We start from the raw sequence: 23,592 nt of genomic DNA on the forward strand, positions 1-23,592 counted from the left end.
GGGAGCGGGCCGGCTGCTTAGTAGCGGTAAGCGTGCGGCTTGAACGGACCTTCAACCGTCACGCCGATGTAGTCGGCCTGGGTCTTGGTCAGTTGAGTCACTACGCCGCCGAAGCCGCGGACCATTTCCAGGGCCACTTCTTCGTCGAGTTTCTTCGGCAGTACTTCTACGGTCAGGCGCTCGGCTTTCTGGGCTGGCGACAGGTCGGCGTATTTCTGGCCGAACAGGAAGATCTGCGCCAGTACCTGGTTGGCGAACGAGCCATCCATGATGCGGCTTGGGTGGCCGGTGGCGTTGCCCAGGTTAACCAAGCGGCCTTCGGCCAGCAGGATCAGGTAGTCATCGTTCTGCGGGTCGAATTCGCCAGCACCGGTACGGTGAACCTTGTGTACCTGTGGCTTCACTTCTTCCCATGCCCAGTTTTTGCGCATGAAAGCGGTGTCGATTTCGTTGTCGAAGTGACCGATGTTGCAGACCACGGCGCGCTTTTTCAGGGCTTTGAGCATGTTCGCGTCGCACACATTCACGTTACCGGTGGTGGTCACGATCAGGTCGATCTTGCCCAGCAGGGCTTTGTCGATGCTCGCTTCGGTGCCGTCATTGACGCCATCGATGAACGGCGAAACCACTTCGAAGCCGTCCATGCAGGCTTGCATGGCGCAGATCGGGTCAACTTCGGAAACTTTAACGATCATGCCTTCCTGACGCAGCGACTGGGACGAACCCTTGCCCACGTCACCATAGCCGATCACCAGGGCTTGCTTGCCCGACAGCAGGTGGTCGGTGCCGCGCTTGATCGCATCGTTCAGGCTGTGACGGCAGCCGTACTTGTTGTCGTTCTTGCTCTTGGTCACCGAGTCGTTGACGTTGATGGCCGGGATTTTCAGCTCGCCCTTGGCCAGCATGTCCAGCAGGCGGTGAACGCCAGTGGTGGTTTCTTCGGTCACGCCGTGAACGCGCTCGAGCACCTGCGGATAATCTTTGTGCAACAGTTCGGTCAAGTCGCCGCCATCGTCGAGAATCATGTTGGCGTCCCATGGCTTGCCATCCTTGAGGATGGTTTGCTTCAGGCACCACTCGTACTCTTCTTCGGTCTCGCCTTTCCAGGCGAATACCGGAATGCCGGCTGCAGCGATAGCGGCAGCGGCCTGGTCTTGAGTCGAGAAAATGTTGCAGGAGGACCAGCGTACTTCGGCGCCCAGGGCAACCAGGGTTTCGATCAGCACGGCAGTCTGGATGGTCATGTGGATGCAGCCGAGAATCTTCGCGCCCTTGAGCGGCTGCTCAGCGGCATACTTGCGACGCAGACCCATCAGGGCCGGCATTTCGGATTCGGCGATAAAGGTTTCGCGACGGCCCCATGCAGCGAGGGACATGTCGGCGACTTTGTAGTCGGTAAAATCTGCAGGCGTGATTACAGCGCTCATGAAGAGCCTCCATTCGTAGTGTGCGAATGGGCGCCGTTGTGCGTTTAGTATCCAGCTGGCTAACCAGGCCGGACAACGCCCCATCCGAGCCTGACAGGTCGAGCCTGCTGCAGCGCCCCTCGGACAGGTGGCGGGAGAACGGTATCAATCAGAGATGACCGTTTTGAAGCGGTGGCGATTATAGCTGTGTGCGCCAGACTTCCCAAGCCTTTCTGTCAGCCATATGAAGATCGCTCATCGGCTTGATAGGCAATGGTTCATAGAGCTTGGGCCCGCGCTCTGCCATGATGTTGCCCATCATTCGGCAAGACGCTTTGGAGTGACCATGAACTTCCACACCCGCAAATGGGTAAAACCCGAAGACCTCAACCCCAACGGCACCCTGTTCGGCGGCAGCCTGCTGCGCTGGATCGACGAAGAAGCGGCCATCTACGCGATTGTCCAATTGGGCAACCAGCGCGTGGTGACCAAGTACATCTCCGAAATCAACTTCGTCAGCGCCTCGCGCCAGGGCGACATCATCGAACTGGGCATCACCGCCACCGAGTTCGGCCGCACCTCCATCACCCTGACCTGTGAAGTGCGCAACAAGATCACCCGCAAAAGTATCTTGACCGTGGAAAAAATGGTTTTCGTCAACCTGGGGGAAGACGGCCTGCCGGCACCTCACGGCCGTACCGAGATCAAGTACGTGAAGGACCAGTTTCAGGAAGACGGCATCAGCGAATAACCCCGCTTCGGTTTGATTCGTTTCGGGATCATTCCCGACGGATTCTTTTTGGGCTCTCTCGTCACTCAGGACTACAACCTGTAGAGAGAGCCATGTATGAAAGTTTCCAATTCGTCTGCACCGAATCAACCTTCATTGCCTCAAAGCACCGGCCAGGACGTGAAAACGCCTCTGGTAAAAGGCGTGGGCGAGCGCAACCTGAGTGTGTATCGCCATAGCGATGGTCGGGTGGAGGTGATGCTGTCGCCGCCCCCTCCGGCCCATCTTGTGCTCAGCGGCGGTGGCGCCAAGGGCATCGCCTTTCCAGGGGTGGTGCAGGCGCTTGAAGAGGCCAACAAACTCTCGGGCATCAAGGTGATTTCCGGCTCTTCAGCCGGTGCTATTTCCGCAACGTTGCTCGCCAGTGGCATGGGCGCCAAGGCGTTTGGCACGCTGTCGAACAGCATTGACTTGCCCAGCCTGCTCAACAGCAAAGACCCTTTGACTGCCAAGCTGCAAACGCTCAGCTCCGAGCTGGGCAAGCTCGCCGGTCGTCTGCCCGGCCCTCCCGGCAATATTTCCCAACTGCTGCTGACGATGCTGCCGCGCCTGCAGACCGAGGCGCAGCCCTTGGAAGAGATGATGCGCAACGAATCGCGCAAATCGATTCTTGCCCATATCGCGGGCATGCCCCAGGCCACCCGACCCGCCGACGTCATGAAAATCGCCGACCGGCTCAACGCGGGCGGGGCGCCGACGTTTCGCGACCTTGAGGTGCTGAGCCGTCACATCCCGGCGATCAAGCAGCTCAACATCACCGGTACGGGCATGTTCGATGGGCGACCGCAGTTGGTGGTGTTCAACGCCAGCCTCACCCCGGATATGGACATCGCCCACGCAGCACGTATCTCGGGTTCGCTGCCGGGGCTGTTCAAGAGCCCGGCCGAGCAGGGCCATGAGTTCCAGGCGGCGGCCGAAGTCACGGCCTTTCAGGACGGTGGGCTGCTCGTCAACACCCCGGCTCCCGGCGTCATTGAGCGTTCGTTTCCGGAGAGCTCGTTGGGCAAGGACGAATCGTTGATCGTCAAATTCGAGCCCGAAAAGGCGACGACGGCCCAAACAAGCGGCGGTTTTTTCAGTCATCTTGGCGACCTCTTTACCGGTACGCCGCACGCGGCGGCAGATGCCTACCAAGAGGAACGGCTCGAATCGTATGCCGATCAGTCCGTCACGTTGCCGCTGAACACGGACAAAGGCGACTTTCGCGGCCTGCTCAATGGCACCGTCAACTTCACCATGACCCCCGAGCAAAAACAGCGGCTGCAGACCCTGGCTCGTCAAACGGTGGAGGGGCACCTGGAAAAGCGCGCACTGGTGCGTGAGCAGCATCCGTTCGCCTCCTTGGAAGATGCCGTGTTGGCGATGGACGATAAAATGCTGGCCAGTGTGCAGGATCAACTGCAGAAGGACCCGGCAGGCGCTGCGGCGTTGTTGTTTCGAAAGAACGCGCAGCAGGCGCTGCAAACGTTGGACAGTGCGATCACGCAAGCGAATCAAACCGGTACGTCTCTGGTGTTCACGCCACAGGTGACCTCGGCACTCCGTAATCTGGATGCGCTCGCGCGTCGGCCCGAGCATATCGAGTGGTTGGGGCGGCGGCTTAATGCCGCGGGCCAGCACAATTTTCAGCAATTGCTGCAAGTGGCGGCTAAACAGAAATCGGGCACTGACTCTGCGCTGTCCAAGGTCATGGCCAGTGGCGTGGCGCACATGCGCCGACGCGATATTGCGGTGAAGGCTGAAAACTTTGTGCGAGAGGTCATTTACCCATCGCTGTACCGTCCCGGCCAGCCGAAGTCCAATGTCGAGCTGTTGCGGCGTGCGGCGCGTGACTTGGGTGACGCAACCACGCCGGCGGAGTTCAACAGTGTGCTTGACGGCATCATTAAGCACTATAAAGCACGCAATAAGCCCTGGAGTAAGCCGCACAGCTCTACCACCGTAGAAATGGCTAAAGCCTGGCGCATACCGGTTTAGTCGTCTGGCCACTGAACAGCCACCGCCGCGGCGTGTCGTAGCTAAAAGCACCCCTCGGACTCGGTAAATCATGGCCACTCAAGCAGACGGTAAAACCCCCAACCTGTCGCAGGAAGAACAGCAAGACGTTGACAAGAACCAGCCGCCCCGCGCGGCGGTTCTGCATGAAATCATCCGTACTCAGGGTGATCAGGAACTGGAGCGCAGTGTCGCCGCCTTGTGGTGGTCGGCACTGGCGGCCGGGCTGACCATGGGCCTTTCGCTGATGGCCATGGGGTTGCTCAATTCCCGACTGCCCCAGGGCGAGGCCTTTAAGGTGATCGCCAGCTTCGGCTACTGCGCGGGCTTCCTCGCGGTGATCCTTGCGCGCCAGCAGCTGTTCACTGAAAACACCCTGACCGCCGTATTGCCGGTGATGAGCAAACCTACATGGAGCAATGCCGGGCGATTGCTACGGTTGTGGACAGTGGTGCTGGTGGGCAACCTGTGCGGCACCTTGCTGGTGGCCTATGTGATGCTGCACCTGCCGATCTTCGACACCAAGACCGACATGGCCTTTCTCGAAATCGGCCGCAAGATCATGGAAAACGACGCCGGCCAGATGTTTGCCAAGGGCATCATTTCGGGCTGGATGATCGCCACCATGGTGTGGATGATCCCGTCGATGGAAAGCGCCAAGATGTGGATCATCATCCTGATCACTTACTTGATGGCGTTAGGGGATTTCACCCACATCGTCGTCGGCTCGGCGGAAGTGTCTTACCTGGTGTTTGCCGGTGAGTTGCCGTGGAAGGACTTCTGGCTGGTGTTCGCCGGGCCGACCCTGGCGGGCAATATCATCGGTGGCAGTTTTATCTTTGCCCTGATCAGCCACGCGCAGATTCGCAGCGAAAGCAGCCTGCCAGGGAAAAAGGCTGCGGACCCGAGGCATCCGCAGCAGATCAACAAGGATCAGTGATGCTCAGGCGTGGCTTGGGGCTCGTCCCGGGTCACGCGCTTGACCAGCTTGCCGATGCTCAAACCCTGCAACAGGATCGACGACAGCACCACGATGTAGGTGATGCTCAGCAGCAGGTCGCGTTCCGGGCCCAGCGGCAAGGCCAGCGCCAGCGCCACTGAAACCCCGCCGCGCAAACCACCCCAGGTGAGAATGCGGATAGTGCCGCGCGGCACCGTGCGCCAGCGGCGCAGCAGCAGGATCGCCGGGGCCACGGTCAGCAGGCGTGAAAGCAGGATCGCCACGGCCAGCAAACTGGCGGCCAACACGTGCAGCCAGTTGAACGGCAACAGCAACAGCTCCATGCCGATCAGCGCAAACAGCAGGGCGTTGAGCATGTCATCGAGCAGCTCCCAGAAGCCGTCCAGGTAGCGCCGGGTCATGTCGTTCATCGCCAGCTTGCGCCCCAGGTTGCCGATGATCAGCCCGGCCACCACCATCGCAATGGGCGCCGATACATGCAGTTCGGTGGCCATTGCCGAGCCGCCAATCACTAGCGCGAGGGTCAGCATCACTTCGATCTGGTGTTGCTCGATGCTCTTGATCATCAAGTACACCAGGTAGCCGATCAGCCCGCCGAACACCACGCCGCCAACCGCCTCATGGGCGAACAGCATGGCGGTGGCGCCCACGGTCGGTGTTTCGCCCAGTTGCGCAATCCCCAGCAGCACGGTGAACACCACCACCGCCGTACCGTCGTTGAACAGCGACTCGCCGACGATGGTGGTTTTCAGCGGTTTCGATGCGTTGGCGGTTCGCAGCACGCCCAATACGGCGATCGGGTCGGTGGGCGAAATCAGTGCGCCGAACAGCAGGCAGTAAAGGAAGCTCACATGCCAGCCGAACAGGGCGAAGATGTAGTACGCCAAGCTGCCGATCACCACGGTGGCAATCAACACGCCGAAGGTCGCGAGCAGGCCAATGGGCCAGCGATAACTGCGCAAGTCATTCAAGTTGACGTGCAAGGCGCCGGCGAACAGCAGGAACGACAGCATCCAGTTCATCAGCAGATCGCCGAAGTCGATCTGGCCGATCAATTGTTGAATGCGCTCTTCCAGGCCTGGATAGCCGATGAAGCTCAGGCCTTGCAGGATCAGCGAAAACAGCAGGGCCGTGACCATCACACCGATGGTGGGTGGCAGGCCGATAAAGCGGTAGTTCACATACGTGAGCAGCGTGGTGAGGCAAATGAAGGCGGCGACAAGTTCAAGCATCCGGGGTCCTTGGAAGGTGGAGTGAGCGTTGGTTAGTGGGTGGATGGACCGCAGCAGTGGCGGGATGTTGCAAGCCAAGGGGCAAAAGGCCGGCAGAACCTTTTGCGGTGGCGTGGTTCATAGCGGTTAAGTGCGGTGTGGCATTTTTAGTGCTAAAACTCTAACCGCTGGCTAAAACTACAAAAGGAATCAGTGATGACGGTGGCTTTCTGGTGTGTGTTGATCGCAATTTTCCTGCCTTACCTGTGCACGGGTGTGGCCAAGTTCAGCGGCGGCAAGTTCGGGCCACGCCAGAACCACGACCCGCGTGCTTTCCTGGACACGCTCGAAGGGTTCGCCAAACGCGCCCACAGTGCGCAACTCAACAGCTTTGAAGTGACGCCGGCATTTGCGGCGGCGGTGATCATTGCGCACTTGGCCGGCACGGCGTCGCTGGTGACTATCAATGTGCTGGCGGTGATGTTTATCACCAGCCGCTTGCTGTACATCATTTGCTACCTGGCGGACTGGGCGATGCTGCGCTCGCTGGTGTGGTTCGTGGGCATGGCGCTGATTGCGAGTTTCTTCTTTGTTTCGATCTAAGGCGTAACACGAACACTCTGTGGGAGCGGGCTTGCTCGCGAATACGGTATGTCAGTCACCCGTTATGTTGGCTGATGCACCGTATTCGCGAGCAAGCCCGCTCCCACATTTGATCTTCAGTGCTCCTCAGGTCCCGGCAGGCGCGTCCGGCACATGCGGCAGCGCCGCGCCTTTTGGCCACAGCATCCAGATCTGCCCTTGCTGTTTCATATTTCCGGCCAATTCACCCGCCGCCTCACCGGTGCCCCAGAACAAGTCTGCGCGCACTTCGCCGGTGATTGCCCCGCCGGTGTCTTGGGCCGCGACAGGTCGGGCGATCGGCGAACCGTCGGGTTTGGTAGTCGATAACCACAACAGGCTGCCCAGCGGAATCACCTTGCGATCCACTGCCACGCTGTAACCGGCGGTCAGCGGCACATTCAGCGAACCGCGCGGGCCTTCGTTGCTGTCCGGGCGCGCGCTGAAAAACACATAGCTGGGGTTGCTCGCCAACAGCTGCGGAATACGTTGCGGGTTAGCCTTCGCCCAGGCGCTGATGGCGCCCATGGTCACGTCTTCTTTTTTCAGCTCGCCTTGCTCCACCAGCCAGCGGCCGATAGGGCGGTAGGGGTAGCCGTTCTGGTCGCCGTAACCCACACGCAGTTGGCGCCCACCGGCCAGTTGAATGCGCCCGGAGCCCTGGATTTGCAGGAATTGCAGGTCCATCGGGTTGGTCAGCCAGGCAATCGGTTTAGCGGTGGAGCCTTGGCCGTTGATGGTGCTGGCATCGTCATAAGGCTTGAGCACGCGACCTTCGAGGCGACCGCGCAGGCGCTTGCCCTTGAGTTCCGGGTAGATGCTTTCCAGGTTGACGATGATCAGGTCATCCGGCACGCCATACACCGGCACATGGGCGGTGGCGGTTTCGGTCAGGCTGCCGGGGTACACCGGTTCGTAGTAGCCGGTGATCAAGCCATTCGGCGTGTTGTCAGCCGAGCGCAGGCCGAACACATCCAGGCGTTCCTTGAGAAAGCCGCGAACCGCCACGGCATTGCCCGGCACGGCGGCGGCGGCTGCACAGGTCGCGCCCCAGACCGGGTCAGCCTTGAGGCGTTGGCAGGCGCTACGCCAGGATTCAAACCCGGCCAGCAGGTCGCTGTCGGAAACGGTGGGTAGCGCCTCCCACGGTGCGCTCACGTAGGTGGCGACAGCGTGGGGCTTAACGGTTTCATCTTTGCCGGCGTCTTTGCCGCCATCGCAGCCGGCGAGCAACGCGATCATCGGCAGAGCCCATACCAGGCGGCGGCTCCAAGGTTTCGAGGTGACATTCATGCACGTAATTCCTGAAGCGATTGCCCGCGCTTCAACGGCGGCGGGCAACCCTTATTATTAATAGGGCTATTGGTCTTTGCGGGCGGGGCGAGGATACTGGCCGCCGTTTCCCGTGACCTTGAAGCCATGATGACTTTTAAAAAACTGACCCTGGTATTGCTGGCCTGCCTGACCTTGTCCGCCTGCGGCGGTGTCGATCCGAACTCGCCTTTGGGTCAGCGCAAGGCGATTTTCAAACAGATGCTCAAGACCGGTGAAGACCTGGGCGGCATGTTGCGTGGGCGTATCCCGTTCGACGGGGCTAAATTCGCCGAAGGCGCAGTCAAGCTCGATGCGTTGTCCCACGAACCGTGGAAGCATTTCCCAAGCGTACGCGAGGAAGATCACACCAGCGCCAAGGATGACGTGTGGCAGCAACAGGCACGCTTCCAGGAGCTGGCCCGAAACCTTGAAGCGGCCACCGGTGAATTGGTGGTCGCAAGCCAGGTGCAGCCTTACAAGGCCAGCAACCTGGGGCCTGCCGTGCAGAAAGTCGAAGATGCCTGCACGGCCTGCCATAAACAGTTCCGGGACCACTGACCGGGTTTACTGGTCGAGTTCTTCGACGGCGTTCTGCAGGTCTTTGCGCGACTGGGCGAGCTTGTCTTTGCGTTTGTTGATCTTGTCGGCGTCGCCTTTTTTCATCGCTTTGTCGAGGTCGGCCTGACGGCGGCTGACTTCGTGCTTGGCGTCGAGCACTTTGTTTTCACGCTCTTTGCGCAAGGATGCGTCGGTGCAGTTGGCGGTGACTTCGCTCAGGGCTTTTTCCAGGCCGGCTTGCTGTTCACTGTTGCCATGGGCCTTGGCTTGGTCGATCTGAGCACTGATGGCCTGGCGCTTGGCGGCGCAGCCTGTCAGTTGTGGCGCTTCTTCGGCAGCCAGCAGCGGGGCGCTCATGAGGCTTGCAAAGGTGAGCAGGGCAAACGGTGCGAGGAATTTCATGTAAGGCTCCAGAGTCGCAATCAAATGGCAGGATGAATTCTGCCGGGGGTTAAAGGTGGCGAGCCGGGTTCAAAACCCGTCGATTCCCGCCACACGTAATGTTTCAGCCAATGCTTGTACCTGCGGGTCGCGAAAAAAAGCGCTCAGTTGCGCCGCGCGGCCCGCGCCGATGCCGTCGGTAGCCAGCCAGGCCTGGGTGTCTTTGGCAGCCAGGGTTTGCCAGCCGCCATCCAGATCGTTGCGTGCTGAAGGCGGTAAGCCCAAGGCTTTGAGCCATTGTGCAAAAGGCCGTTGCCGTGCGCTTTGAATGCTCTCGAGCAATCGCGCACGGCTGCGATCACCGAAGCCATCAATGTTAGCAAGCTCTGCCGCATCCAGGGTCAACCAATCGAGAAAGCCTGCGATTAGACCGGCCTGGATCAATATGTTCCACGTTTCGCGCCCTACGTGCGGCAAGGCCAAACCCTGGTTACCGCTCAGCCAGGTCAGGCGAGCGAGCAGTTGCTCCTCGCAGCCGGGGGCCAGCTGAAAGCAGCTCAAGGAATGAAAGTCTCGAGGGTTGGGTACTTGCACCGGCACCCTTGTCTCGTTGCGCAGAATCACTTGGTCCAGTCGAGGAATCACTTGGCCGGCCAGGGTGATGGACACCTGGTCACCGGGCCGGATATCCAGCGCATGCCAGCGTTTCAGGGAGCCGACGCTGACACGACTGATGTGTCGATCGTCCAGTCGCACCGGCTCCAGCTCCAGGATCGGGGTAATGCGCCCTGTGCGGCCGATTTTGAATTGAACCTTGCGCACCAGCGCCAGTGCCTTGGCGGCCGGGTACTTCCAGGCGACCGCCCAGTAAGGCGCGCTGACTTGCCAGCGTTTGGCTGGCGCGCGCGACGCCTGGTGCAACACCACGCCATCGCTGGCGAAGGGCAAAGGTTGGTTGTACCAGTAGGTGCGCCAGTGTGCGACGTCAGCGATGTTTCGGATCGACTGGCTGTAGCGGCTGCTGTCGGTGAAGCCCCATCGTGCCAGTCTCGCCAGGCGCTCGGTAAAGTCAGCTGGGCCGTCAGGCCAGGCCCAGACAAACAAGCCGATGCCGGCCGCCTCGGCGTGGCTCAGCTGTCGGCGGTGCATCAGCCCGGCCACTTTGCTGCGTGCATTCACCCCGCCGTCGGTTGACTGCACATGCTCGTCGAGGCGCCAATAGAGTTCGCCTTGCAGCACCAGGTCGATGGGGTCAGGCAGTTGCTGGACGATGCCGGGGATTTGGCGCGCGGCAGTCGACCAATCCTGGCCGAGCAGGCCGTTGCCTCGGCTGATGAGTTGGCTCAACTTGCCCTTGCGATACACCAATGTCACCGCAACACCGTCGACTTTGGGTTGAATCCACACGTCTTGGCGGGTCTTGAGCCAGTCATCGACAGCCTGCTCGTCAAGCAGCTTTTCCAGGCCGGTATGAGCGATCGGGTGAGCCTGCGTGCCCCGCGCGGTGGCCAGGGGGTTATCCGCCGCTGGCGCGGGTTGGGCAAAGCATTCTCGCCAGTGCGCCAGGCGCAGTCGGGCCTGATCGTAGAGCTCATCACTGACGGGGGATTGGCCGAGTCGATGATAGCTGTCATCCCACAGCTTGATCTGTTCAGCGAGGGTGCTGACCTGTGATCGAGCGTCCTCGGGGCAAACTTCAGCCCACGCCGAAAAAGGCAGGGCGCTGAGTAAAAGAGCAATCAGTAACCGCATCATGAGCATCCTTGCTCGGAAAGGGTGCCCAGCCTAAATGATCCAGACAGCCACAAAAAAGCCCCGACGGCGCGGGGCTTTTTACCGGGTGTTTCTGCTTACTTGAACAGACCGCCCAAGGCTTTCACTGGATCGTTCTTGTCAGCCTTGGCTTCCTGCGTTTGCTGCTTGGCGTCGACTTTTGCCTGGGACTCAGCCAATTTGTTGCAACCTTTGTTGACCTGGTCCTGCGCCGCTTTAAAGGCTTTCACTTTCAGCGTGTCGTTGGCAGCCTCGGCAGCATCGATCTTGGCTTGCAGGTCTTTGGCTTGCTGCTGGCAATTGCCGGAAGTGCCGCTCAGTTGGGAGCTCAGGGCACCACCCAGGGCGCTCAGGTCGGCGGCGTGGGCAGGCAGGGCCAACAGGTTGAGCAGAAGGGCGGCAGGGGCGAGCGTGGAAATGCGCATGAAAACCTCAATGTTCGATTGCCTGCGCGCTTATGTATCCCGGGCTGGCGCAGGGCAATATCCAAGTAAGGTGAAGGGCCCGAGAGGGCGCGGATTCTAGAGGGCCATCATTTGGCCTGCAAGTATTGGATCCAAAAATGTAAGCGCCCTCCGCAAATCATTCGACAATAAAAAGCCCCGCCGGGCGAACCCGGCGGGGCTTTTGGTGTGACGCGTGCTTACAGGCCGGCAGCAGTGCGCAGGTCGTTGGCGCGGTCGGTTTTTTCCCAGGTGAACGTGGTGAAGGTGTCGTTACCGACGGTCTTCTGCGCAGGGGTACGACCGAAGTGGCCGTAGGCTGCGGTTTCCTGGTACATCGGGTGCAGCAGGTCGAGCATGGTGGTGATCGCGTAAGGGCGCAGGTCGAAGATCTCACGCACCAGCTTGACGATCTTGTCATCGCTGATCTTGCCGGTACCGAAGGTATTCAGCGAGATCGACGTAGGCTGGGCCACGCCGATAGCGTAGGACACCTGGATTTCGCAACGCTCGGCCAGGCCGGCCGCGACGATGTTCTTGGCCACGTAACGACCGGCGTAGGCGGCGGAACGGTCAACCTTGGACGGGTCTTTGCCGGAGAACGCGCCACCGCCGTGACGGGCCATGCCGCCGTAGCTGTCGACGATGATCTTGCGACCGGTCAGGCCGCAGTCGCCCACCGGGCCGCCGATGATGAACTGGCCGGTCGGGTTGATGTGGAACTGGGTGTCCTTGGTCAGCAGTTCGGCAGGCAGCACGTGCTTGACGATCAGCTCCATCACGCCTTCGCGCAGGTCGGCGTAGGACACATCCGGGTTGTGCTGGGTCGACAGCACGACAGCGTCGATACCGACGACTTTGCCGCCTTCGTAGCGGCAGGTCACCTGGGACTTGGCGTCCGGGCGCAGCCATGGCAAGGCCCCCGATTTACGCGCTTCGGCCTGACGCTGCACCAGTTGGTGCGAGAAAGTGATCGGTGCCGGCATCAGCACGTTGGTTTCGTTGCTGGCATAGCCGAACATCAAGCCTTGGTCGCCGGCGCCCTGATCTTCAGGCTTGGCACGGTCTACACCTTGGTTGATGTCGGGCGACTGCTTGCCGATGATGTTCATCACGCCGCAGGTCGCGCCGTCGAAGCCGACGTCGGAGCTGTTGTAGCCAATCTTGGTGATTACGTCACGGACGATCTGTTCCAGGTCGACCCAGGCCGTGGTGGTCACTTCGCCGGCGATGATCGCCACGCCCGTTTTCACCAGAGTCTCGCACGCCACACGGGCGAACTTGTCTTCAGCAATGATGGCGTCCAGCACCGCATCAGAAATCTGGTCGGCGATTTTGTCCGGATGCCCTTCAGACACGGACTCGGAGGTGAAAAGGGAGTATTCGCTCATCTCGATGTTTTCCTGATATTTACCGATGGTGAGTGTCGCCAGCCGGCCGCTGAAAGTGGCGGACCTGAATCTGGAAACCATTACGTAAACCTACATAGAGGCTTTCCCCGGGAACGAGTCCCGCAGCGGTGGCCCAACGGGCCAGATCGTCCTGTTCAAACCCCAACCAGAGATCACCGCAGGCCTCCTTGGCCCAACTCTGGTTGTGGCTGCATAAATCTGTGACCAGCAGGCTACCGCCGGGTTGCAGCAAATTTGCCATCTGCTTCAGGGCGTCGGCGGGGGCGGCAAAATGGTGCAAGACCATGTTCAGCACCACGCAGTCGGCCCGCAGGTTTGTGTCATTCAACGCGTCGGCCAGCTGCAGGCTGACGTTGCTCAACGCTTCGCGCTCGCAGAGCTGGCGCGCCAATTCAAGCATCGCCGGGCTGTTGTCCAGCGCCGTGACCTGGGCAAAGCGGCGCGCCAGTTCCGGCAGGAAACCGCCGTCGCCAGGGCCGACTTCCAACGCCGTCGCCTCATCACTGAAGACCAGCTTGTCCAACAGCGCCAGTACGCTTTCACGGTATTGGGGCAAGCCGGCGATCAGGTCCTGTTGGGCGCGAAACTTCTCGGCAACCCGTGAGAAAAAGTCCTGGCTGGCCGCAGCGCGTTGCCCGTGGACCTGGGCGATGCGCGACTGCACATCGCTGGGCAACCCCAACCCGTCCACCTCTTCAAGCAGCGCGGCGTGCAGCTTGCCGCCAAGCAACTCGGTGTGGGGCAGGGCGCGGCGGTAAAAAATCGCGTTGCCTTCACGGCGTGTGGCCACCAGGTCGGCCTGGGACAGGACCTTGAGGTGGTGGCTCATCCCGGACTGGCCGATGGCGAAGATTTGCGCCAGCTCCAGCACGCCGAAAGAATCGTTGGAGAGCGCGCGTAATACGTTCAGGCGCAACGGATCACCCGCGGCCTTGCACAAGGCTGCCAGTTCATCGCCGTCGTCGGGACGCAAGGTGGGCGCAGATAGGTTCATAAGGCCAGCAGTCTAGTGACGGGTGGAAATCACCGCAAGGCCAATATCAAAAAGTTTTGATATTGGTCGATAATCGGTGGTTATAAGCAGCCGCTATAACCTTTAGACGAAGCAGTGGCGCTTTTCTGCAAGCGATTGCCGGCCAAACCGCAGGAAAAACACCGTCAAGTGACTATCTGTCATTGCCCGCAGGCGGTGGCTGAGGGAAAATGCCGGTCCTTTTTTCCGTTTCTTTTTCTCAAACCCCAGGAGATCAGCGATGCCCAGCCGTCGTGAGCGTGCCAACGCCATTCGTGCCCTCAGCATGGATGCCGTGCAAAAAGCCAACAGCGGCCATCCCGGTGCCCCGATGGGCATGGCGGATATCGCCGAGGTACTTTGGCGTGACTACCTGAAACACAACCCTAGCAACCCGTCGTTCGCCGACCGTGACCGCTTCGTGCTGTCCAACGGCCACGGCTCGATGCTGATCTACTCGCTGCTGCACCTGACCGGCTACGACGTCACCATTGATGACCTCAAGAGCTTCCGCCAGCTGCACAGCCGCACGCCGGGCCACCCTGAATTCGGCTACACCCCAGGCGTCGAGACCACCACCGGTCCCCTGGGCCAAGGCCTGGCCAACGCTGTCGGCTTCGCGCTGGCTGAAAAAGTGCTGGGCGCGCAGTTCAACCGTCCTGGCCACAACATCGTCGACCACCACACCTACGTGTTCCTGGGTGATGGCTGCATGATGGAAGGCATTTCCCACGAAGTCGCTTCCCTGGCCGGTACCCTGGGCCTGGGCAAGCTGATCGCCTTCTACGATGACAACGGCATCTCCATCGACGGCGAAGTCGAAGGCTGGTTCACCGACGACACCCCGAAGCGTTTTGAAGCCTACAACTGGCAAGTCATCCGCAACGTCGACGGCCACGATCCGGAAGAGATCAAGACCGCCATCGACACTGCCCGCAAGAGCGAGCAGCCGACCCTGATCTGCTGCAAGACCACCATCGGTTTCGGTTCGCCGAACAAGCAAGGTAAAGAAGACTGCCACGGCGCCCCATTGGGTGACGCGGAAATCGCCTTGACCCGCGAAGCGCTGAAGTGGAACCACGGCCCGTTCGAAATCCCTGCCGACATCTACGCCGAGTGGAGCGCCAAGGAAAAAGGCCTGGCGACCGAAGCCGAGTGGGACCAGCGTTTCGCTGCCTACTCCGCCGAATTCCCGGAGCTGGCCAACGAATTGGTTCGCCGCCTCGCCGGTGACCTGCCTGCCGACTTCTCGGAAAAAGCCTCGGCCTACATCGCCGAAGTCGCGGCCAAGGGCGAGACCATCGCCAGCCGTAAAGCCAGCCAGAACACCCTGAACGCCTTCGGCCCGTTGCTGCCGGAAATTCTCGGCGGTTCGGCTGACCTGGCCGGTTCCAACCTGACCCTGTGGAAAGGTTGCAAAGGTGTCTCGGCTGAAGACGCCAGCGGCAACTACATGTACTACGGCGTGCGCGAATTCGGCATGAGCGCGATCATGAACGGCGTGTCCCTGCACGGCGGCCTGGTGCCTTACGGCGCGACCTTCCTGATGTTCATGGAATACGCACGTAACGCGGTACGTATGGCTGCGCTGATGAAGAAGCGTGTGATTCATGTGTACACCCACGACTCCATCGGCCTGGGCGAAGACGGCCCGACGCACCAGCCGGTCGAGCAACTGACCAGCCTGCGTACCACGCCGAACCTGGATTGCTGGCGCCCAGCCGACGCGGTCGAATCCGCAGTGGCCTGGAAGCACGCCATCGAGCGTAAGGACGGCCCTTCGGCGCTGATCTTCTCGCGTCAGAACCTGCAGCACCAAGTGCGTACCGACGCGCAGATCGCCGACATCAGCCGTGGCGGTTATGTGCTGAAAGACTGCATTGGCGAGCCGGAGCTGATCCTGATCTCCACCGGTTCCGAAGTGGGCCTGACTGTTCAGGCGTACGACAAACTGACTGCCCAAGGCCGCAACGTCCGTGTTGTGTCCATGCCGTGCACCAGCGTGTTCGAAGCCCAGGACGCCGGCTACAAGCAATCGGTTCTGCCTTTGCAGGTCAGCGCGCGTATCGCCATCGAAGCGGCTCACGCCGACTACTGGTACAAGTACGTGGGCCTGGAAGGCCGCGTGATCGGCATGACCACCTACGGTGAGTCGGCGCCGGCGCCAGCGTTGTTCGAAGAGTTCGGTTTCACCCTGGAAAACATCCTGGGTCAGGCTGAAGAGCTGCTGGAAGACTAAGGCTGTAAATTGAGGTGGCTGTACTGGCCCCTTCGCGAGCAAGCCCGCTCCCACATTAGATCGGGTTCACATAGTTTCAATTGTGAACCCATTCCAAATGTGGGAGCGGGCTTGCTCGCGAAAGCGGTCTAACAGCCACCCCATTACCCAAGGTAATCGAGAACCCCATGCCCCAACCGCGTCCCTACAAAGTTGCACTCAACGGCTACGGCCGCATTGGTCGTTGCGTCTTGCGTGCTCTGTTCGAGCGAGGGGCGGCGGCCGGGTTTGAAATTGTCGCGATCAATGATTTGGCCGACATGGCCAGCATCGAATACCTGACACGCTTTGACTCCACCCACGGCCGCTTCCCTGGCGAAGTGCGGGTTGAAGGCGATTGTCTGCATATCAATGGCAACTGCGTGCAGGTCTTGCGCAGTGCCACCCCCGAAGGCATCGACTGGAAAGCACTGGGCGTCGACCTGGTGCTGGAATGTTCGGGTGTCTACCACACCCGTGCCGATGGCCAGCGTTTTCTCGACGCCGGCGCGCCGCGTGTGCTTTTTTCCCAGCCGATGGCCAGCGAGGCGGATGTCGACGCCACCATCGTCTACGGCATCAACCAGGACTGCCTGACCGGCAACGAGCTGCTGGTGTCCAACGCGTCCTGCACCACCAACTGCAGCGTGCCGCTGTTGCGCCTGCTGGATCAGGCGATTGGCCTGGATTACGTGTCGATCACCACGATTCACTCGGCGATGAACGACCAGCCGGTGATCGACGCCTATCACCATGAAGACCTGCGCCGCACCCGCTCGGCGTTCCAGTCGGTGATTCCGGTGTCTACCGGCCTGGCGCGTGGCATCGAAAGATTGTTACCGGAACTTGCCGGGCGAATTCAGGCCAAAGCCGTACGGGTGCCGACGGTGAACGTGTCCTGCCTGGACATCACCATGCAAACCGTCAGCGACACCGATGCCACTGAGGTCAACCGGATATTGCGCGACGCCGCCACCAGCGGCCCGCTCAAGGGCCTTTTGGCCTACACCGAGTTGCCGCACGCCAGTTGTGATTTCAACCATGACCCGCATTCGGCGATTGTCGATGCCAGCCAGACCCGCGTTTCCGGCCCACGGCTGGTGAACATCCTGGCTTGGTTCGACAACGAATGGGGGTTTGCCAACCGAATGCTGGATGTTGCGGAACATTATCTGCACATCGCCTCTAAACAACCTCAACAGTAACTCAGGAACTGCGACCCATGACCGTGTTGAAGATGACCGACCTCGATCTGCAAGGTAAGCGCGTGCTGATCCGCGAAGACCTCAACGTCCCAGTCAAGGACGGTGTTGTCACCAGCGATGCGCGAATCCTGGCTTCGCTGCCGACCATCAAGCTGGCCCTGGAAAAAGGTGCGGCCGTGATGGTCTGCTCCCACCTGGGTCGCCCGACCGAAGGTGAGTTCTCCGCCGAAAACAGCCTCAAGCCTGTAGCCGAATACCTCAGCAAAGCCCTGGGCCGCGATGTGCCGCTGGTGGCTGACTACCTGGATGGCGTTGACGTAAAAGCCGGCGACATCGTGCTGTTCGAAAACGTGCGCTTCAACAAGGGCGAGAAAAAGAACAGCGACGAGCTGGCCCAGCAATACGCGGCCCTGTGCGATGTGTTCGTGATGGACGCTTTCGGTACTGCGCACCGCGCCGAAGGTTCGACCCACGGCGTGGCCAAGTTCGCCAAAGTCGCCGCAGCCGGCCCATTGCTGGCCGCTGAACTGGATGCACTGGGCAAGGCCCTGGGCGCTCCGGCCCAGCCTATGGCTGCCATCGTTGCCGGCTCCAAGGTTTCCACCAAGCTGGACGTGCTCAACAGCCTCAGCCAGATCTGCAACCAGTTGATCGTCGGCGGCGGCATTGCCAACACTTTCCTGGCCGCAGCCGGGCACCCAGTGGGCAAGTCGCTGTACGAGCCGGACCTGCTCGACACAGCCCGCGCCATCGCTGCCAAAGTCAGCGTGCCGCTGCCGGTGGACGTGGTAGTTGCCAAGGAATTCGCTGAAAGCGCCGAAGCCACCGTCAAGCTCATCGCTGATGTGGCGGCTGACGACATGATCCTGGACATCGGCCCGCAAACCGCAGCCAACTTCGCCGAGCTGCTGAAGTCGTCCAAGACCATTCTGTGGAACGGCCCGGTTGGCGTGTTCGAGTTCGACCAGTTCGGCAACGGCACCAAAGTACTGGCCCACGCCATCGCTGAAAGCTCGGCATTCTCCATCGCCGGCGGTGGCGATACCTTGGCGGCCATCGATAAATATGGCGTTGCTGACCAGATCTCCTACATTTCTACCGGTGGCGGCGCATTCCTCGAATTCGTCGAGGGCAAAGTGCTGCCGGCTGTTGAAGTGCTGGAAACCCGGGCCAAAGGCTAAGGCTCGTGATCCGGAAAAGGAGTATTCCCATGATCAAGTCGTTGGCACTGGTGATCGCAGCGGGCCTGTTGGCCGGCTGCGGCAGCACGCCAAGCGCTAAGCCTGTGGCCGCAGAGCCTGCGCCAGGGCAAAAAAAGAGCTGCTACCAGGCTGACTGGCAAGCTGAAACCATGCCGGTGATCAACAAGCGCATCGGCAATGAGCGGTTGGAGAAATACGACGCCGCGCCCAACGGTCAGGAACAGGGTTGCCCCTGACGGGTCTGATCAACTAACCGACAGCAGTGGCGGCCCTTGGGCCGTCGTTCGAGGATTGGCAATGAAAGGCGTTTTCGCCCTGGCAGCCCTGGCTCTATTGGCCGGTTGCAGCAGCATGAACATGTTCAACAAGGCAGAGCCTGCCGACAAGTGGACCACCTGGACCTGCGACAGCAAGGCCGAGGTCAACTGGCGCTTTGCCAACCAGGCCCGCTCCGAAGTGGATGTACGCCTCGGCGGTTCGGACCAGGTTTATCGCCTTAAACAGGACGTCGCTGCCTCGGGCGTGCTGTACAGCAATGACCAGCTGGCGTTTCATCAAAAAGGTGAGGAAGGCCTGATCTACTGGGTAGCCACCGATGATTTGATCGGGCGAGGCTGCAAAGCCCAGTAAGACGAACACGATCTCGAATGTGATGAGATCAAAATGTGGGAGCGGGCTTGCTCGCGAATGCGGTGGGTCTGTAATGAATGTGTTTGCTGATACAGCGCTTTCGCGAGCAAGCCCGCTCCCACAGTAGATCCGGTTCAAAAGTGAGATGGATTTTGAATCGGACGCAGCAATAACGATTCAGCAAGCCAGGCATGCAAACCCTGGCCTGCAATAACTTGAATAGCAGCCGCCGCTACGGCAGGCTTGCACGATTAACGACCCACGATCGGGAGAGACAACACAATGGCACTTATCAGCATGCGTCAAATGCTGGACCACGCAGCCGAGTTCGGCTACGGCGTCCCAGCCTTTAACGTCAACAACCTTGAGCAGATGCGCGCCATCATGGAAGCCGCTGACAAGACCGACTCCCCAGTGATCGTCCAGGCTTCGGCCGGTGCCCGCAAATACGCCGGCGCGCCATTCCTGCGTCACCTGATCCTCGCTGCGATCGAAGAATTCCCGCACATCCCGGTGTGCATGCACCAGGACCACGGCACCAGCCCTGACGTGTGCCAGCGCTCCATCCAACTGGGCTTCAGCTCGGTGATGATGGACGGCTCCCTCGGCGAAGACGGCAAGACCCCAACCGACTACGAGTACAACGTACGCGTGACCCAACAAACCGTGGCCATGGCTCACGCCTGCGGCGTTTCGGTTGAAGGCGAGCTGGGCTGCCTGGGCTCGCTGGAAACCGGTATGGCCGGCGAAGAAGACGGCATCGGCGCCGAAGGCGTGCTGGATCACAGCCAAATGCTGACCGACCCGGAAGAAGCCGCCGACTTCGTCAAGAAGACCCAAGTTGACGCCCTGGCCATCGCCATCGGCACCAGCCACGGCGCCTACAAGTTCACCAAGCCGCCTACCGGCGACGTGCTGGCCATCGACCGCATCAAGGAAATCCACAAACGCATCCCGAACACCCACCTGGTGATGCACGGTTCTTCCTCGGTGCCACAAGAGTGGCTGGCGATCATCAACCAATACGGCGGCGACATCAAAGAAACCTACGGCGTGCCGGTTGAAGAAATCGTCGAAGGCATCAAGTACGGCGTGCGCAAGGTCAACATCGACACCGACCTGCGTTTGGCATCCACCGGCGCCATGCGTCGCCTGATGGCCACCAACCCGAGCGAATTTGACCCACGTAAATTCTTCGGCGCCACCGTAACCGCCATGCGTGACGTGTGCATCGCACGTTACGAAGCCTTTGGTACTGCCGGTAATGCTTCGAAGATCAAGCCGATCTCGTTGGAAGCGATGTATCAGCGTTACCTGAAAGGCGAGTTGAACGCTAAGGTGAACTGAACCTCAGGCGTTTAAACAAAAGCCCGCAGCGATGCGGGCTTTTTTGTGGCTGTGAATGAGTCGACGTAAGGTTATTTTAAATGTCCGTCATAGCGGACATAATCGAATAAATTTGTTAAAAAGTCCTATATGGGTGACATTTTGCTGATCACCAATCCCCCTTCATTTGGCGAGCGGCTCAAACAGCTGCGCCGAGCCAAGAAATTTAGCCAGCAACAGCTCGCGGAAAAAGCTCGATGCAGTCGCAAGACGATCATTGATCTTGAGGCGGGGGAAAACGTCGCTATGTATACCGTCTTCAGGGTTATCAGCGCCCTTGGCATGGCGCTGGAAGTCGTTGACCGGCGAATCGACCTTAAATCCCTTGCCGAACTGGTCGAGCACGATGAGTAAAATCAAGTTACTCAACATCACTACGCCTCAAGGCATGGCCGGCGAACTGTCCAGGGGCTCACAGTTTTCGTTTGCTTACGCCTCTGCGCAGGCTTCCCGCGAAGTGTCACTGGTGATTCCATATGACCCGACGCCAGTGGTCAGCAACGTATTGCATCCGATTTTTGATATGAATGTGCCGGAGGGCTTCCTGGCTGATCAGATTAAGCGTCGTATGGCCAAGCACATGCAAGTGGACGAAATGCGCTTGCTGTCGATCATCGGCGGCAACCAGATTGGTCGACTGAGTTACGCGAACCCCATTGAGGCTTCTGCGCCAGTGAGGGCGCAGGTCGGGTTACAGGAAATTCTGTCTGCGGATACCTCACAGGGCGTGTTCGATTTCCTCGTTGAGACCTATTTCGAGTCAGGTATTTCCGGGGTACAGCCGAAGGTGTTGGTGCCTGATCTGGATAAGCTGACAGGCAATCGTAAAACGATGCTCAGTTCCGACTTGATCGTGAAGTCCGGCGCTGATGAATATGCTCACTTGGCTCAGAATGAATTTCTCTGTTTGGAAGCTGCTCGCCTCGCCGGCTTGGAAACGCCGCGTTTCTGGCTGTCGGAAGGGGGCGATCTCTTTGTCATGGAGCGCTTTGATCTGACTGAATCTGGCAGGTTGGGTTTTGAGGATATGGCGGTGTTGTTGGGGCTGAACAAAGACCCTCACGATAACTACAAATACTCCCAAAGCTACGAAACGCTTGCTGCGGTGATCAACGAAGTTTGCCGGCACGGCGATGTGCTGCGTGAGCTTGAACGTTTTTTCTCATACGTTTGCTTGTCGGTCATGGTGCGCAATGGCGATGCCCACCTGAAAAATTTCGGTGTGCTCTATACCCACCCTGGAGCCCCTGAAACCGTGCAGTTGGCCCCTGTATTCGACGTGACGACCACTACCGTGTACGAGAATTACAATCCCAAGTCTGGTCAGTCACTGGTCGACCGCACCTTGGCTATCAAGATGAACAAGGTGAAGGCCTATCCGGATCGTCAGCAACTGATCGAATTTGGCCGCAAGCACTGCGGTGTGGCAAACCCAGGGATGATTATTGAGCGAATCAGCGACGCCATGTCTGAGGCACTACGCGCTCATCAAGTAAGAATTGACGTTGAACTGTTTACAACGATGCAGAAAGAATGGGACGCAGGCCGTACGATGGCACTGCATGACTCTGTTGCGTCGGGTATGCGGCGAAAGCCAGTGGTAACACGTGCGCCTTAAGAGCCTACGAAAAGCCCGCAGCGATGCGGGCTTTTTTGTGGCTTGGATTTAATCAGGCCGCGTCAGGCTTATCGAAACCACGGTGTTCGATGACACGAAACACATCGCTCACGTCCTGCACCAGAATGCGCGCGGTGTTGGCTATGTTATTCAAGTCGCGCTCGGCGAAGTCCGGCAAGCTGGAGCAGGCGATCAGGTTGAGGTGCTCAAGAGCTGCGTTTAGGCGTTCGCGCAGGCAGGCGTGGAGGTCGAGCAGTGGGGCGTCGCTGTCAATTAATAGCACGGGGTAATCGGTTGCGGTTTCGGTGCATGGGGTGAAGCGGCGGGGTGGTAGTTGTTGGGTCATGGCAAATATTCCTCGTATCTAAAAGGACTACCGCCGTTCGCTGCGAAACGAATGGGTGGTAGCTGTGTGCGGGTTCGCAGACCGAGGATACGAGGAACCCGGCAGACCCGAAGGTCTCCCACACACAGCCACCATAAAGTAAACGCCGAACGCAGAAGCGCCGTCGTTGCATTCATGATGCTTGGTTACACACGTATCGTTAGGGCTGCGAAACCCTATCGCCGGTCAATGCCAGCGACGGGGCGAACTATAAGCGCCGATCTGGCCGGCCGCAACGGCTGCGTAGGACGACCACTGGACCTTCTGCCAAAGCCTAACCCCTGTGGGAGCCGGGCTTGCCCGCGATAGCGGTGTGTCAGTTAACGCAAATAATGGCTGAACCACCGCCATCGCGGGCAAGCCCGGCTCCCACAGGGAATAGTGAGGGGGGTGAGTATTTGGATTAACCGGTGAATTGTCCTTTAGCTAATCGGACATTGCCTACAAATCGAGAGGTCCCCGAATTCACAATCGGAAGTTTCCGGGAAGGGATATGTTGTTTTCTCTTTGTTTCTCCAGTTTTTCTGTTTTAGTCGTGCGTCATTGAAAGTGCGCTTTTATCGTAATCGAATCATTTAAGGTTCGGGCCTTGATGCTATTCAATGATGGAGAATTGATGATGAATTTTATTAAAGTCGTTAGCGCTGTTCTGGTGTTGGCGGCAACGGGGTCTTTTGCCTACGCGGATAGCCGGATATTCACCGCGTCTGTTGATAATAAAGGCCAGGTCCTTGCGCAATCGCCCCAGTGGCTGAAAGAGGTGAAATTAACGGCGCAGCCTGATTACTTCTCGGAGTACAAAGTCCGCTTTGTGCCCGGCGTCTTTGAACAGCCGCCGCGTTTCTGCAATGTCTCGGTAACCGATGTAAGCTCCAATGATCATATTTTCTATGGTCATGCGAAGTTGGGCAGTCTGCCGGCAATTAACTATGTGAATGTCTTGACACTTAAGGTGGGCGACAATAAACCGGCGGGTGATTCGTCGATGGGTTTCATGTTGATGTGTGTTGAATAAATACTACTACTCAGAAG

23 protein-coding genes and 1 riboswitch are annotated in these 23,592 nt (G+C 59.3%); of the genes, 14 read left to right on the forward strand and 9 right to left on the reverse strand.

Annotated elements, in window-relative coordinates:
* Nucleotides 1-17 precede the first annotated feature (17 nt).
* A complete protein-coding gene (gene ahcY, locus HX783_RS18765; protein ID WP_177017870.1) occupies nucleotides 18-1,427 on the reverse strand; it encodes an adenosylhomocysteinase in 1,410 nt (469 codons plus the stop codon).
* 21 nt (nucleotides 1,428-1,448) lie between these two features.
* Nucleotides 1,449-1,554, reverse strand: a riboswitch (S-adenosyl-L-homocysteine riboswitch).
* 198 nt (nucleotides 1,555-1,752) lie between these two features.
* Between ahcY and HX783_RS18770 the strand changes: the two genes are divergently transcribed.
* The 3 genes from HX783_RS18770 to HX783_RS18780 all read left to right on the forward strand — a co-directional run bounded on the left by HX783_RS18770 (nucleotide 1,753) and on the right by HX783_RS18780 (nucleotide 5,131).
* Nucleotides 1,753-2,157: an acyl-CoA thioesterase gene (locus tag HX783_RS18770; protein ID WP_010167614.1), complete on the forward strand. Its 405-nt coding sequence runs from the start codon at nucleotides 1,753-1,755 to the stop codon at nucleotides 2,155-2,157.
* A gap of 96 nt (nucleotides 2,158-2,253) precedes the next feature.
* Entirely contained in the window at nucleotides 2,254-4,173 is a 1,920-nt protein-coding gene (locus tag HX783_RS18775; RefSeq protein WP_177017871.1) for a patatin-like phospholipase family protein, read from the forward strand.
* A gap of 70 nt (nucleotides 4,174-4,243) precedes the next feature.
* On the forward strand, nucleotides 4,244-5,131 hold the full coding sequence (locus HX783_RS18780) for a formate/nitrite transporter family protein (RefSeq protein WP_177017872.1): 888 nt from the start codon (nucleotides 4,244-4,246) through the stop codon (nucleotides 5,129-5,131).
* On the opposite strand, the gene HX783_RS18785 is transcribed toward HX783_RS18780, so the two are convergent.
* A complete protein-coding gene (locus HX783_RS18785) occupies nucleotides 5,125-6,384 on the reverse strand; it encodes a sodium:proton antiporter (RefSeq protein WP_177017873.1) in 1,260 nt (419 codons plus the stop codon). The genes HX783_RS18780 and HX783_RS18785 overlap by 7 nt on opposite strands.
* 195 nt (nucleotides 6,385-6,579) lie before the next feature.
* Here HX783_RS18785 and HX783_RS18790 point away from each other — a divergent pair, with 195 nt between their 5' ends.
* Entirely contained in the window at nucleotides 6,580-6,966 is a 387-nt protein-coding gene (locus HX783_RS18790) for an MAPEG family protein (RefSeq protein WP_159960560.1), read from the forward strand.
* A gap of 126 nt (nucleotides 6,967-7,092) precedes the next feature.
* On the opposite strand, the gene HX783_RS18795 is transcribed toward HX783_RS18790, so the two are convergent.
* Complete coding sequence (locus tag HX783_RS18795; protein WP_177017874.1) at nucleotides 7,093-8,277, reverse strand: murein transglycosylase A; 1,185 nt, start codon at nucleotides 8,275-8,277, stop codon at nucleotides 7,093-7,095.
* Nucleotides 8,278-8,406: 129 nt separating this feature from the next.
* Here HX783_RS18795 and HX783_RS18800 point away from each other — a divergent pair, with 129 nt between their 5' ends.
* Nucleotides 8,407-8,856, forward strand: a complete 450-nt coding sequence (locus HX783_RS18800) for a cytochrome c (RefSeq protein ID WP_177017875.1) — start codon at nucleotides 8,407-8,409, stop codon at nucleotides 8,854-8,856.
* A 6-nt stretch (nucleotides 8,857-8,862) separates the two neighbouring features.
* Here the strand turns inward: HX783_RS18800 and HX783_RS18805 are convergent, their stop codons facing one another.
* The 5 genes from HX783_RS18805 to HX783_RS18825 form a co-directional block, all read right to left on the reverse strand.
* Complete coding sequence (locus tag HX783_RS18805) at nucleotides 8,863-9,258, reverse strand: DUF1090 domain-containing protein (protein ID WP_177017876.1); 396 nt, start codon at nucleotides 9,256-9,258, stop codon at nucleotides 8,863-8,865.
* A gap of 69 nt (nucleotides 9,259-9,327) precedes the next feature.
* On the reverse strand, nucleotides 9,328-10,992 hold the full coding sequence (gene ligB / locus HX783_RS18810; RefSeq protein ID WP_177017877.1) for an NAD-dependent DNA ligase LigB: 1,665 nt from the start codon (nucleotides 10,990-10,992) through the stop codon (nucleotides 9,328-9,330).
* A 95-nt stretch (nucleotides 10,993-11,087) separates the two neighbouring features.
* Nucleotides 11,088-11,435, reverse strand: coding sequence for a DUF1090 family protein (locus tag HX783_RS18815; protein WP_177017878.1), 348 nt, complete (start codon nucleotides 11,433-11,435; stop codon nucleotides 11,088-11,090).
* Between the two features lie 218 nt (nucleotides 11,436-11,653).
* Nucleotides 11,654-12,844, reverse strand: a complete 1,191-nt coding sequence (metK, locus tag HX783_RS18820; RefSeq protein WP_177017879.1) for a methionine adenosyltransferase — start codon at nucleotides 12,842-12,844, stop codon at nucleotides 11,654-11,656.
* Between the two features lie 19 nt (nucleotides 12,845-12,863).
* A complete protein-coding gene (locus tag HX783_RS18825; RefSeq protein WP_159960546.1) occupies nucleotides 12,864-13,859 on the reverse strand; it encodes a metalloregulator ArsR/SmtB family transcription factor in 996 nt (331 codons plus the stop codon).
* Between the two features lie 259 nt (nucleotides 13,860-14,118).
* Here HX783_RS18825 and tkt point away from each other — a divergent pair, with 259 nt between their 5' ends.
* The 8 genes from tkt to HX783_RS18865 all read left to right on the forward strand — a co-directional run bounded on the left by tkt (nucleotide 14,119) and on the right by HX783_RS18865 (nucleotide 22,175).
* Nucleotides 14,119-16,116, forward strand: coding sequence for a transketolase (tkt, locus tag HX783_RS18830; protein ID WP_177017880.1), 1,998 nt, complete (start codon nucleotides 14,119-14,121; stop codon nucleotides 16,114-16,116).
* 167 nt (nucleotides 16,117-16,283) lie between these two features.
* A complete protein-coding gene (gene epd / locus HX783_RS18835) occupies nucleotides 16,284-17,339 on the forward strand; it encodes an erythrose-4-phosphate dehydrogenase (RefSeq protein WP_159960542.1) in 1,056 nt (351 codons plus the stop codon).
* 17 nt (nucleotides 17,340-17,356) lie between these two features.
* Complete coding sequence (locus HX783_RS18840) at nucleotides 17,357-18,520, forward strand: phosphoglycerate kinase (RefSeq protein ID WP_177017881.1); 1,164 nt, start codon at nucleotides 17,357-17,359, stop codon at nucleotides 18,518-18,520.
* A 29-nt stretch (nucleotides 18,521-18,549) separates the two neighbouring features.
* Entirely contained in the window at nucleotides 18,550-18,777 is a 228-nt protein-coding gene (locus HX783_RS18845; protein ID WP_159960539.1) for a hypothetical protein, read from the forward strand.
* Nucleotides 18,778-18,838: 61 nt separating this feature from the next.
* Entirely contained in the window at nucleotides 18,839-19,171 is a 333-nt protein-coding gene (locus tag HX783_RS18850; RefSeq protein WP_119737525.1) for an MliC family protein, read from the forward strand.
* 282 nt (nucleotides 19,172-19,453) lie between these two features.
* Complete coding sequence (fba, locus tag HX783_RS18855) at nucleotides 19,454-20,518, forward strand: class II fructose-bisphosphate aldolase (RefSeq protein ID WP_003177554.1); 1,065 nt, start codon at nucleotides 19,454-19,456, stop codon at nucleotides 20,516-20,518.
* A gap of 129 nt (nucleotides 20,519-20,647) precedes the next feature.
* A complete protein-coding gene (locus HX783_RS18860) occupies nucleotides 20,648-20,911 on the forward strand; it encodes a helix-turn-helix transcriptional regulator (protein WP_237235702.1) in 264 nt (87 codons plus the stop codon).
* Nucleotides 20,904-22,175: a type II toxin-antitoxin system HipA family toxin gene (locus HX783_RS18865; RefSeq protein WP_177017882.1), complete on the forward strand. Its 1,272-nt coding sequence runs from the start codon at nucleotides 20,904-20,906 to the stop codon at nucleotides 22,173-22,175. The genes HX783_RS18860 and HX783_RS18865 overlap by 8 nt, the downstream gene beginning before the upstream one ends.
* Nucleotides 22,176-22,227: 52 nt before the next feature.
* Here HX783_RS18865 and HX783_RS18870 read toward each other — a convergent pair whose 3' ends face one another.
* Complete coding sequence (locus HX783_RS18870; RefSeq protein ID WP_159960535.1) at nucleotides 22,228-22,521, reverse strand: fructose-bisphosphate aldolase; 294 nt, start codon at nucleotides 22,519-22,521, stop codon at nucleotides 22,228-22,230.
* A gap of 655 nt (nucleotides 22,522-23,176) precedes the next feature.
* On the opposite strand from HX783_RS18870, the gene HX783_RS18880 reads away from it, so the two are divergent.
* Nucleotides 23,177-23,575, forward strand: coding sequence for a hypothetical protein (locus HX783_RS18880; protein WP_371317698.1), 399 nt, complete (start codon nucleotides 23,177-23,179; stop codon nucleotides 23,573-23,575).
* Nucleotides 23,576-23,592: the final 17 nt, after the last annotated feature.

Source organism: Pseudomonas sp. D2002 (assembly GCF_013385735.1).
Taxonomy (GTDB): domain Bacteria; phylum Pseudomonadota; class Gammaproteobacteria; order Pseudomonadales; family Pseudomonadaceae; genus Aquipseudomonas.